At 69.4% G+C, this 11,442-nt stretch carries 8 protein-coding genes and 2 pseudogenes; 8 read left to right on the plus strand and 2 right to left on the minus strand.

Going from position 1 to position 11,442, the window contains the following annotated elements; all coding sequences use genetic code 11:
• Window positions 1-302 precede the first annotated feature (302 nt).
• The 4 genes and pseudogenes from HKK72_RS29870 to HKK72_RS29880 all read left to right on the plus strand — a co-directional run.
• Window positions 303-2,714 (plus strand): annotated as a pseudogene (locus HKK72_RS29870) (Tn3 family transposase); the annotation flags it as partial.
• Window positions 2,713-3,198: pseudogene (locus HKK72_RS42930) on the plus strand (Tn3 family transposase); the annotation flags it as partial. The pseudogenes HKK72_RS29870 and HKK72_RS42930, both read left to right, overlap by 2 nt.
• Window positions 3,199-3,207: 9 nt before the next feature.
• Complete coding sequence (locus HKK72_RS29875) at window positions 3,208-3,369, plus strand: hypothetical protein (RefSeq protein ID WP_187237790.1); 162 nt, start codon at window positions 3,208-3,210, stop codon at window positions 3,367-3,369.
• A gap of 88 nt (window positions 3,370-3,457) precedes the next feature.
• On the plus strand, window positions 3,458-4,633 hold the full coding sequence (locus HKK72_RS29880; RefSeq protein ID WP_187237783.1) for a hypothetical protein: 1,176 nt from the start codon (window positions 3,458-3,460) through the stop codon (window positions 4,631-4,633).
• Between the two features lie 87 nt (window positions 4,634-4,720).
• Here the strand turns inward: HKK72_RS29880 and HKK72_RS29885 are convergent, their stop codons facing one another.
• Window positions 4,721-5,794 carry an ankyrin repeat domain-containing protein gene (locus HKK72_RS29885; protein WP_187237784.1) on the minus strand — a complete coding sequence of 358 codons (1,074 nt, stop codon included), beginning with the start codon at window positions 5,792-5,794 and terminating at the stop codon, window positions 4,721-4,723.
• A gap of 415 nt (window positions 5,795-6,209) precedes the next feature.
• Here HKK72_RS29885 and HKK72_RS29890 point away from each other — a divergent pair, with 415 nt between their 5' ends.
• From HKK72_RS29890 to HKK72_RS29905, 4 genes are all read left to right on the plus strand, one after another.
• Window positions 6,210-7,367: a winged helix DNA-binding domain-containing protein gene (locus HKK72_RS29890; RefSeq protein WP_187237785.1), complete on the plus strand. Its 1,158-nt coding sequence runs from the start codon at window positions 6,210-6,212 to the stop codon at window positions 7,365-7,367.
• Window positions 7,368-7,526: 159 nt separating this feature from the next.
• Window positions 7,527-8,111 carry a GNAT family N-acetyltransferase gene (locus tag HKK72_RS29895; protein WP_187237786.1) on the plus strand — a complete coding sequence of 195 codons (585 nt, stop codon included), beginning with the start codon at window positions 7,527-7,529 and terminating at the stop codon, window positions 8,109-8,111.
• Between the two features lie 110 nt (window positions 8,112-8,221).
• Entirely contained in the window at window positions 8,222-9,223 is a 1,002-nt protein-coding gene (gene add / locus HKK72_RS29900) for an adenosine deaminase (RefSeq protein ID WP_187237787.1), read from the plus strand.
• Window positions 9,220-9,912 carry an HAD family hydrolase gene (locus HKK72_RS29905; protein WP_187237788.1) on the plus strand — a complete coding sequence of 231 codons (693 nt, stop codon included), beginning with the start codon at window positions 9,220-9,222 and terminating at the stop codon, window positions 9,910-9,912. Before add ends, HKK72_RS29905 begins: the two co-directional genes overlap by 4 nt.
• Before the next feature lie 135 nt (window positions 9,913-10,047).
• Here the strand turns inward: HKK72_RS29905 and HKK72_RS29910 are convergent.
• A partial coding sequence (locus tag HKK72_RS29910) for a sensor histidine kinase (protein ID WP_222721307.1) occupies window positions 10,048-11,442 on the minus strand: 1,395 nt, incomplete at its 5' end.

The following is an 11,442-nucleotide window of genomic DNA, read 5'->3' on the forward strand; positions in this document are numbered from 1 at the left end:
CGAGGCCGGCCGGGTCGTCGCCCGCGCCGACGGCCGCGGCGCGTGCCACGCGGCCGGGTCGGCCACGCACGTACAGACACCGCCGGCGCGGCGCCCCCGGTAGTCGGCCTACCGTCACCCTGGCCGTCCGGCACCCGGGCCAGGTGGGGATGCTCGTCGCGCACGAGCACGTCGGGGTCCCAGTAGCGATCGCGGAAAATCCAACGAACCTATTTCTGAGCTGCGGGTATTTGGGTTCGTGGGGCGGCTGATGATCTTCGCCGCTACGGTTCGTACCGGTTCCGGTACATCTGTGGAGGTTGGTGGGGTTGGCCACTCAGTTCTTCTCTGATGAGCAGATGGAGCGGCTGCGGTCGTATCCGGACATCGGGCGGGAGGAGCTGATCCGGTTCTTCACGTTGACGAGCAAGGATCTGGCGTTCGTCGACAACCAGGGGCGGGGTGGTGGCCGGGGACCGGCGGCGAGACTCGGGCTGGCCGTCCAGCTGTGTACGTTGCCGTGGCTGGGGTTCGTGCCGGATGACATCTGGTCGGTTCCGCACGCTGCGGTGGTGCGGTTGGCGAACCAGCTGGCGGTCGGCTCTGGGGTGTTGGAGCAGTACGGGCAGCGGGCACAGACCCGAAGCGATCATCTGCGGCTGGTGCTGAGGTACCTGGACTGGAGACCAGCGCCGACCGGTGGGAAGGCGCTGAAGGAGCTGGAGCAGTTCTTGTTGGACCGGGCGATGGAGCACGACACCCCGTCGCTGCTGTTCCACCAGGCCGCGGAGTTTCTGATCAGCGCTTGGGTAACGCGGCCTGGCGTGGTCACGCTGATGGAGCTGGTCGCCTCGGCGCGGATGGCCGCAGGCGCGTTGACGTCGGAGAAAGTCGATCACCTGCTGACCGCGCGGATGCGCGGGGACCTCGATGGTCTGCTGGTGCATGACGTCGGGCTGGGGATGACCCGGCTGGCGTGGCCGACGACGCCGGCGGTGGAGGCGACGGCTTCGGTGGTGAAGCTGGCGGTGGACAAGCTGTTGTTCCTGTGCGGGATGGACGCACACCTGCTGGACTTGTCGATGCTGCCGACCGAGCGGCGCCGGTTTCTGGCGACGTTGGGCCGCCGCTCCAGCGTGCAGGGGCTCTGGCGGCGCGAGGAGCGCCGCTTCCCGATTCTGCTGGCGCTGGTCGCCCAGTCGGCCGTGGACCAGTTGGACGAGGTCATCGCGTTGTTCGACCAGGCGGTGTCGGCGCGGGAGTCTCGCGCGAAGGCCAAGACCGATGAGGCGCTGGCGGAGCGGGCGAAGAAGGGCGAGGTCCGTCAGCTGCTGATGGATGTGATCCTTCCGGTGCTGGCCGACCCGTCGATTCCGGACGAGGAGGTCGGCGGGATTTTGCGGGAGCGGGTGGGGATGCAGGCGCTGCGTGAGGTGTCGGCGTTGGGCTGGAAGCCGCTGCCCCGTGACCACGGACGCCTGTCGGCGTTGGAGGCGTCCTACTCCTACCTTCGGCAGTTCACCCCGCAGGTGCTGGAGGCGATCGACTTCCTGGGCGGACCCGGCGCCGGGGACCTGATGCAAGCCGTGTCGATCCTGAGGGAGCTGAACCGGCTCGGCGGATGGAAGGTCCCCGCTGGGGCACCGACGTCGTTCGTGCCCGCCCGGTACGCCGACTACCTGGCCAAGGCCCGCAAGACGGGCGATGACACGGCGTTCCGGCACTACTGGGAGCTGTGCACCGTCCTGGCCCTGCGTGACGGGCTCCGGTCGGGCGATGTGTTCGTGCCCGGGTCGCGCCGTTACGCCGACCCCGGCACCTACCTGTTCACCCCCGAGCAGTGGGAGGGGCGGCGGGCGGAGTTCTGCCAGCTTGTACGCAAACCACCCGGCGCGGCCGAGGCGATCGAGCAGGTCAAGGACGAACTGCACCAGGCGCTGGGTGAGTTGGAGGAGACCCTGGCCGGCGCCTCTCCCGGCGATGTCGGCGCGGTCCGCCTCGATGAGACGGGACGGCTGGTGATCCCGCCGCTGTCGGCCGAGGACGTCCCCGCCGAAGCCAGGGCGCTGCGCGATGAGCTGGCCGGGATGCTGCCGTTCGTGCCGATCGCCTCGCTGCTGATCGAGCTGGACGCCCGCACGAACTTCCTGACCTGTTTCACCCACGCCGGCGGCCGTAAGTCCACTCAGTCGGTGGAACTCAAGCGCAACATCCTCGCCGTGCTGATCGCCGGGGCCACGAACCTGGGGCTGACGCGGATGTCGGAGGCGTGCGGGATCTCCTACGACACCCTGGCCTGGACACAGGAGTGGTACGTGCGGGAGGAGACCCTCCGCGAAGCCAACACCGTGCTGGTCAACCACCACTACGGGCTGGAGCTGGCCAACAAGTTCGGCGGCGGCACCATGTCCTCCTCCGACGGGCAGCGCTTCCCCGTGCGCGGCAAGTCCCTGACCAGCCGCGACATGCCCATACACGGCGGGCGGGTCCTGTCGACCTACACCCACGTCTCCGACCAATGGTCGACCTACGGGACCAAGCAGATCGTCCCCACCGCCCGCGAGGGCCACTACACGCTGGATGAGCTGCTCGGCAACGCCACCGACCTGCCGATCACCGAGCACGCCACCGACACCCACGGCGCCACCCTGGTCAACTTCGGGCTGTTCGACCTGGTAGGCAAGGCCCTCACCCCACGGATCCGCGACCTCGGCAAGATCATCCTGGTGCGCGATGACACCCCGGCGGCGACCATCGCCCAGCTACCCGCACGCCGGGCTGCTGCTGGCCGACCGGTGGAACGAGGACCTGGTCACCGACTGCAACGGCGACCTGCTGCGGATGGGCGGGTCGTTGAAATTCGGGGAGGCGACCGCGTCCTTGATCGTCGGCAAGTGGTCGGCCGCCTCGAGGCAGAACACCCCCGCCGCGGCGCTGAAGGAGTGTGGGCGGATGCGGCGCACTATCCACGCCGCCCGTTACCTGTCCGACCCGGTCTACCGCCGCAAGATCTCCCGGCAGCTCAACAAGAGCGAGTCCCTGCACGCGCTGCGCCGCGACCTGCACTACGCCCAGCAGGGCGCCATCGTCCGCCCCCACCTGACCGACCAGACCGAGCAGGCCTGGTGCCTGACGCTGCTCACCAACGCCGTCATCACCTGGACCACCGAGTACTACGGCATCGCCATCGGTCAGCTCCGCGACCAGGGCCGTGACATCGGCGACGAGTTGCTGTCGTTCATCGCCCCCGGCCACCGCGAGAACATCAACTTCTTCGGCTACATCAACGTCGACATCGAAGCCGAACTCGCCAAGCTCATCGAAGGGTGGCGGCCACTGCGCCCCACCGCCGTGAACGAGTCCGGCACCACCTTCATGCTCGGCTCCTAAAGGGTCGGGCTTATCACGACCGCACGACCAGGCCATCCGCCCGGCGGCCCTCCAGGCCCCCTGATCCCATGGAAGGTAGAACGAACCAATGCAGGATCCGCTCATAGCTGCCGGTGTTGGCAGCATCGTCGAAGTTGGGCACGTGGTCGGACGGGTTGCCGGGGTCGACCCGGGCGGGCGGTATGTGGCGGTCGCGCGGGGTGGGGTCGTGACGGTCCATGATGCCGATGCCGCGCTGGGCTCGGTGATGTCCTGTGCGCCGGCCAGGCCGTTCGACCAGCTTGCCGTGCGGCCCGGCGGGGAGAGCATCGCCGTGCTCGGTGAGGACTTGACGGTCGAGTTGTGGCGATCCGACGGCACGGTGCAACGACTGCCGGGTAGCGGGGCGGGCCGGGACGACGCGGAGCGAGAAGGCCGGCGAAGGTCGGTGGACTTTGACTGGGAGCATCAGCGTGGCTGGCTTCAGTTCACCGCTGACGGCTCGTATCTGCTCTTCGGGGAAACCGTGCTTGAGGGGCCTGCCCGGTTGAACCTGCTGGATGCGGCGACGCTGGCGCATATCGACGGTGTCTCGGCCATGCAAAGCCCCACAATAGGTGAAACGTTGATCAAGGACTGGGGGGAGGGGGTGGAGGCCGCCTGTGCGGCAGCGCCATCGACCGCGGTCGCCTTCCCGGCGGGCTGCGGCGACGACACCATGGTCCTGGCCGTCGCCGAGGTGGTGCAGGACCGGTTGCGGCTGTACGGGGCCGTGCCCGGCCAGACCTCGCTCGCCGACGGCATCCCCGGCGAACGGGTGATGGGGCTCGCGTTGCCTGCGTCTGGTGAGCTGGTGGTGCTCGACTCCGACGAGTGCCTGTCAGCCATCCGCTGGCGTGACCCCGAGGCAGGGACACAGCGCCTCGCCAGCGGCTACCAGCTCCTTCGAGCCGACGACGGCGAACCACGTCCGTTGTTCGCCACCAGATTGCGCGCTCTGGGCACCGATGACCTGACAGTCGGTCTGAACGGTCCCGTGTTCGCCTGGGGCCGGCTGCTGGCCGTGGCGGTCGAAAAGGAGCAACGAATAGCGGGCGGCTGGCGCTGGCAAACCGTCGGGCTGGTCTTCCTGGACCTTCAGACCGGCCAGTGGCTCGATTTCCTCGACCTGCCCGGGGCCGAGCGCCACGAGCCGATCCTCATCGACAACGGCATCGTCCATCAGAACATCAAGGAACGGACGAAGATCTCGCGGTGGCTGCCTTCATCAGGACCCGAGGCTTGAGCAACGGAGCGGCCAGTGGCGATAGCGGACCGAACACCGGTCGGGTTACCGCCACGGACCGTTTGGATGTGGTTCGGAGGGGTTGTTTCATAGGTGTCCGATCCCGAAACGGTCCGCGTGCGCGGTGCGCCGCGCCGGGTCCGCGCCGGCGTCGAGCAGCGCCGCGACGAACTCCGGCGCGTCGACCGCCACCAGCAGCGGCGTCAGACCGAGCCGGTCCTCGGCCTCGACGTCCGCGCCAGCGTCGATGAGGCAGCGTAGGATCTCCAGCCGCTCGGCGACCGCCCGCTCGCGCTCCCAGCTGAACCGGTTCTCGGCCACGACGTGCAGCGGCGTTTTGCCGATCTGGCCGGTCGGCCGTGGGTCGGCGCCGGCGTCGAGCAGCGCTCGCACCACCTCCACGGAGGGGCCGGGCCGGCCGGTGGAGAACGGTCCTTTGACGGCCATCCAGAGCGGTGTGACGTCGCGCTCGATCCGCTCCATCCCGAAGTCGGCGGGGTGCAGGCCGAGTTCCGTCAGGAGGCTGTCGTGGCCGGTCCGCGCGCCGGGGTCGGTGCCCGCGGCCAGCAGCGTCCGCACCGTCTCGGCCGAGCCCGACATTACCGCGAAGTGCAACGGGGTCATCGCCGAGCGGTCATCGTTGGCCGGCCCCAGCGGGGCGCCCGCGGCGATCGCGGCGGCCACGGTCTCCAGGTCGCCGTGGGCGCAGGCGTTGGCCAGTCGGGCGGAGTCCGGCGGCGCGTAGACGGTCAGCTCGGCCAGCATCCGCGACAACCGCCGCGGATAACCGAAGGCGTCCGCCGCGTCGGACCCGTCGTGGTCGATCCGGTAGACGTCGGGATCGCCGGGCCGCGGATCGTCGAGGTCGACGACCCAGTAGTACTGCGTCGACTCGTTGAACCCGATCACGAAGCACGGTCGGTCCACCCCGAACGGATCGCCCCCAGCGATCCCCTGCGGGAAACTCACCCGGTAGCCGTCCTCGGCGGTGACCAGCAAGGTACGCGGCGGCCACGTGATCGCCATCAGCGTCTCGATCTCCGGCGGCAGCGGCCTGGGCGCGTCGGTCCAGTGCACGCCCGCCTCGATCGTCTCGGGCACGGTTCCGCCGAGCCGCTCGATCTGACACAGCACGTCGATACGCAGGCCGCCGCTTCGCATCGGGTCAGGATAACGGCAGATCCACGCCCGCCGATCAACCCACCGTGGCGACCCGTCGGTGATCTGCCCGAAGTCTCGCCACTCGTCAGCGGCCTGGACCGTGTTCTGGCAGCACGTTGTGCTCTTTGCGCCGGAAACCCTCGCGTCGGAGGGGTGATGCCGGGTTGGTCAACGGCCTCCGACGGAGCGGCCGATGTCGGGGAGCGACCGTAGCTGCTTTAACTGATCATTGGCGAACGACCGCGTTGACACCGACTACCTCCGCGACGTACCAGGCAGAGGGCATCTGGCCTAGCTCTTGTTCGTGAACGTGAGTCGCGTAGCGGCCACGAACTGACCTGAATGGGCTCTAGCGTCGAACTCGCCGCGAGACTGCGGATCTCCCCCGAGCAGCGCCACCGAAGGAGCCCGCCCGATGACCAGCCCGTCGACGGACAAGCCGCGACTGTCATGGGAGCAGGTGTGCGCGAGGCGCCTGGACCGGCATGCGCTGTCGGTTCCCTCGAGCGAAGCCCGGCCCGCCGACATCGTCGCGACCATGTGCGGTGCTCACGCGCAGGTGCTGTCGGCCGCCGAACTCTCCATCGGGCTGCGGATGCCCGACGTGACGCGAACGGACGTCCGGCAGGCCCTGTGGGAGGAGCGCAGCCTGGTCAAGGCGTACGGGCCGCGCGGCACCGTACACCTGCTGTCGGCGCGGGACCTGCCGATGTGGGCCGGCGCGCTGTCGGCGGTGCCGTCCACGGCGAACGGTCCGCTGACGCCCGAGCAGACCGATGAGGTGGTGGCGGTGATCGAGGCCGTGCTCGACGACGCCGAACTGACCGTCGACGAGCTGAGCGAGGCCGTCATCGCACGCACCGGATCGTGGGCCGCCGACCTCGTGATCCCCGCGTTCACCGGCACGTGGCCCCGATGGCGCATCGCCCTGGGCACGGCGGGACTCCGAGGCGCGCTGTGCTTCGGCCCGAACCGGGGCCGCAAGGTGACCTACACCAGCCCGCGCCGATGGCTGCCCGGGTTCCGGCCGGCCGATGAACGGCCCGCCCTCGCCGAGCTCGTCGGGCGCTATCTGCATGCGTACGGGCCGGCCACTTCCCGGCACTTCGCCCAGTGGCTGGCCGCGCCGCGGCGGTGGGCGGCAGAGCTGTTCGACTCGCTGTCGGGAGAACTCCAGGCCGTCGAGGTCGACGGCACGCTCGGCTGGCTGCCCGCCGGCGACACCGCGGTGCCGTCCGCGCCGCCCGAGGGCATGCGCCTGCTGCCGTACTTCGATGCCTACGCCGTGGGCTGTCATCCGCGTGACCTGCTCTTCCCCGGCTCGGCCGCCGAGCGAGCGCTGTCCGGCGGTCAGGCGGGCAATGTGCCGGTACTTCTCGCCGGCGGGGTGGTCGCCGGAATCTGGCACCAGCGGCGCTCGGGCCGAAGGATCGACATCCGGGTGGAGCCGTTCGAACCGCTCACCGCGGCCGGCCGGCGCGAACTCGACGACCAGGCGCAGCGCATCGGCCGGATCCTCGAGGCGGAACCCCGCCTCACCGTCGGCACCGTGACCGCCGGCAAACACCTCTGAGGCAGCGACGCTCCCGCCGTCGTCGCCCGCCAGAGGCCGGTGACCTCGGACGGGCCGGCCCGCAGAGCGGACTCGGCGGAGCCGTGACCGGGATACTGGATCTTCACGGCGACCGAAGGACGACTCGGACGCCTGGACGAGGCATGGGGGGCAGCGACGATGCGGGTGTTCCTGGAGGCCGGCCGATTGACGTTGCGCCGGTTCACCGCAGCGGATGTGGACGATCTCGTCGACCTCGACGGCGATCCCGCCGTCATGCGCTATCTCACCGGCGGGACTCCCACCTCACGTGAGGTGATCCAGGACGAGGTCCTGCCGAGGTTCCTCCAGTACTACGAGCGGTTCACCGGGTTCGGCTTCTGGGCGGCCGTCGACACGTCCTCCGGGGAGTTCCTCGGCTGGTTCCATTTCCGGCCGGCACCGGACGGGCCGGTCGACGAAGCCGAGCTCGGTTACCGGCTGCGCCGATCGGCGTGGGGCAGGGGATATGCCACCGAAGGGTCACGCGCGTTGGTCCACAAGGGCTTCGCCGAGCTCGGCGTGCAGCGGGTGTTCGCTTTGACGATGGCGGTCAATCTGGCCTCGCGCCGGGTGATGGAGAAGTCCGGCCTGAGGTTGGTGCGGACCTTCCACGGATCGTGGCGGGACCCTATCGAGGGCGTGGAGCACGGCGAGGTGGAGTACGCCCTGACCAGGACCGAGTGGGAGCGAGAGAACGCCGCCCGTGGCGGCCCGGCCGACTGAGTACACCACCCGTGGCGTGTGATGTTGAAGACGTCGCGCCTAAAAGACGTCGCGCCTAGTACTACGTATTACTAAGCTGGCGTGGTGTGCCGAGAGGACCGAGGAGACCGGTGGACCTGAAAGCCCTCCCCAAGCTGGAGCTGCACAGTCATCTCGACTGCGGTCTCAGCCATGACGCCGTACGGCGGATCGACCCCGCGATCTCGCGTGAGGACTACGACCGCGATTTCGTCGCCCCGGCCAAGTGCGCCTCCCTGGCCGACTACCTGAGCTACACGCTCAATTACCGTGCCGTTCTGCAGACCGAGCGTGCGCTGCGGATCGCGGTGGCGGATGCGTTCGCGCAACTGGCCGCTGACGGGGTGGTGTACGCGGAGCTTCGGTTCGCCCCGCTGGTCCATCTAGAGAAGGGGTTGTCGGCCGACGACGTCGTGCGCACCGTGAGCGACGAGACCGTGCGACAGAGCGAGGCGACGGGCATCGACGCCGCTCTCATCCTTTGCACGCTGAGGCATTTCGACACCGCCGACAGCCTGAGGACGGCCCGGCTGGTGGAGCGCCACGCGCGGTCGGGTCCGGTCGTCGCGCTCGACATCGCCGGTGACGAGGACGCGTACCCGCTCGACCCGCATGTCCCGGCGTTCGAGCTCGTGCGTGCCGCGGGCCTCGGCGTGACCGTCCACGCCGGTGAGGGCGGCGGCCCCGAGAGCGTGTGGGAGGCGCTGGACAAGACGGCGACCCGCCGGATCGGCCATGGCGTCCGGAGCATCGAGGACGCGGCGCTGCTCGCGCGGCTCGAACGAGAGCAGATCCATCTCGAGATCTGCCCGACCTGCAACGTGCAGACCGACGCCGTGCGCACGCTGCGGCAGCATCCCGTCGACCGGCTGCACCGGTCCGGCGTGCGGGTCGGGATCAGCACCGACACCCGCGCGGTCACCGACGTCCGGCTTACCCAGGAGTACGAGCGGCTGCGGGACGCCTTCGGCTGGACGCTCGCCGACTTCGAGCAGATCAACCGCAATGCCCTCGCCGCCGCCTTCGCCGCCGAGCCGGTCAAACGGCGCATCGTCGGCGCTCTCGACCAGGGCTTCGCGGAGGTGTCGGCTTGAGGCGCGGCGGGCAGGTCCTCATCTTCGACGCCGACGACACGCTGTGGGAGAACAACGTCCTGTTCGAGCGGGTCATCGACGACTTCCTGGACTGGATGGAGCATCCGACCCTCGACCGGGCCGAGATCCGTCTCATCCTCGACGACATCGAGGCGGCCAACGCCGTCGCTCACGGGTACGGAAGCAAGATCTTCCTGCGCAGTCTCGCTGAGTGCCTGAGCCGGTTGCGCGAGCGGCCGGCCACGGCCGCCGAGAGCCGCCGCATCGAGGAACTCGCGGTGGCGCTCCTCGACCATCGGGTCGAGTTGATCCCCGGGGTGGCCGAGACGCTGTCAGAGCTCGGGGAGCGGCACGAACTGCTGCTGCTCACCAAAGGCGATGGCGACGAGCAGCAGCGCAAGATCGACGCATCGGCACTCGCGCACCACTTCCGCAGCGTCCACATCGTCGCGGAGAAGAACGTCGACGTCTATCAGCGGCTCGCCGAAGAGCACCGGCTCGCCCTGGAGACCACCTGGATGATCGGCAACTCCCCGAAGTCGGACATCCTTCCCGCGCGGATGGCCGGGATGAACGCGGTCTTCATCCCCAATGACAGCACGTGGGTGCTCGAGCAGGCGGAGCTCGATCCGGCCGACAACGGGGTACTGCGCGTACGGAGGTTCCCAGAGTTGCTCGACCACTTCTAGGCGAGCCTGACTTTTCCGCTCTGCTCTCCGCGCTCGACGCCGGGTGAACGCCTCGATCTTGTGCGGTCAGTATTGATCCGGATTCGTAGGGTTTGCGGGGCCTGATCCATCGGTGCGCTGGCCGGCCGGACGGTGTCAGTTGGGAAGTGTGAGGCGGAAGGTGGTGTATCCGGGGCCGCTGGTGACGGTGGCGGTTCCGCCGTGGGCGGTGATGACGGCGTGGACGATGGCGAGGCCCAGACCGGTGCTGCCGGTGGTTCGAGAGCGGGCGTGGTCGGCGCGGACGAAGCGGCCGAAGACTTCGGGCTGGAGCTCTTCGGGGATGCCTGGCCCGTTGTCGCTCACGTCCACGGAGACGCCGGTCTGGCCGGTGGTGAGGGTGATGGTCACGTTGGTGCCGGGCGGGGTGTGGGTGCGGGCGTTGGCGAGGAGGTTGCCGATGGCCTGCTGGAGGCGGTGGGCGTCTCCGGTGACGGTGACGGGTTCTTCAGGGAGGTCGAGGAGCCAGTGGTGGCCGGGGCCTGCGGCGCGTGCGTCGTCCGTCGCGTTGAGGATCAGCAGGGTCAGGTCGACCGGCTCGTGTTCGAGGGGGCGTCCGGCGTCCAGGCGGGCGAGGAGGAGCAGGTCGTCGACGAGGCGGGTCATACGCTGAGATTCGCCGTTGATGCGTTCCAGAGCGTGGCGGACTTCGGCGGGGACGGGGCCGTGGTGGCGCAGGGCGAGTTCGGCGTGGCCGCGGATATTGGCCACGGGGGTGCGTAGTTCGTGGCTGGCGTCGGCGGCGAAGTGCCGAAGCCTCTCCTCGCTGGCCTGGCGCCGGGTGAGGGCGTCTTCGACGTGGCCGAGCATGTGGTTGAGGGCGGTGCCGACCTGGCCGACCTCTGTGCCGGGGTCGGTATCGGAGAGCGGTCCGGGCATGGCGACCTCTCCACTGGCGAGCGGCAGTCCGGCCACTTCCGCCGCCCGGGCGGTGACCTGCTGAAGGGGACGCAGGGAGATCCGCACCCACAGGGCTCCGGCGATGCCGGTGGCTACGAGGGCAGCGCCGAACAGCGCCGCTTCGACCGCTTCGAGGCGGTGAACGGTCTCTTCCACCGGGTGCAGGGGCAGGCCGGTGATCAGGATGTCCTGGTCGTCGCCTTGGACGGCTGTGACGCGGTAGGCCCCCAGGGTGGAGAGGCGGATGCTGTGTCCGTGTCCGTCAGCGTGGACCTCTGCCAGGGAGCGGCGGTCCCCGGGTGTGAGCCGGAGGGGGCGGACGGTGGCGTCATCGACGACGGCGGCTTGGGTGACAGTGCCGTTCAGGAGGCGGGCGCCGAAGGTCGATTCTGCCTGGCCCCGGGTATCGGGGCGGTTGTCGGCGTCGGGCTTGGCCTCGTGTTCCAGGCTGGCGGCGAACCGGCCGTCGGAGGCGGAGAGCTGTTCGTCCAGGCGCCCCATGAGGAAGCCGCGCAGGGCGAGGGCGGTGGTGATGCCGACGGCGAGGCAGGCAAGGGCGAGCAGGGTGACGAGTCCGGCGGTGAGCTGGCC

Origin of the sequence: Actinomadura sp. HBU206391, from assembly GCF_014323665.1 — a bacterium.
In the GTDB taxonomy this organism is placed as follows: domain Bacteria; phylum Actinomycetota; class Actinomycetes; order Streptosporangiales; family Streptosporangiaceae; genus Actinomadura_C.

Excerpts from the sequence above, each read along its gene's own strand:
- HKK72_RS29880 (WP_187237783.1), top strand. The coding sequence starts at position 3,458 with ATGCAGGATCCGCTCATAGCTGCCGGTGTTGGCAGCATCGTCGAAGTT.
- HKK72_RS29885 (WP_187237784.1), bottom strand. The coding sequence starts at position 5,794 with ATGCGAAGCGGCGGCCTGCGTATCGACGTGCTGTGTCAGATCGAGCGG.
- HKK72_RS29890 (WP_187237785.1), top strand. The coding sequence starts at position 6,210 with ATGACCAGCCCGTCGACGGACAAGCCGCGACTGTCATGGGAGCAGGTG.
- HKK72_RS29895 (WP_187237786.1), top strand. The coding sequence starts at position 7,527 with ATGCGGGTGTTCCTGGAGGCCGGCCGATTGACGTTGCGCCGGTTCACC.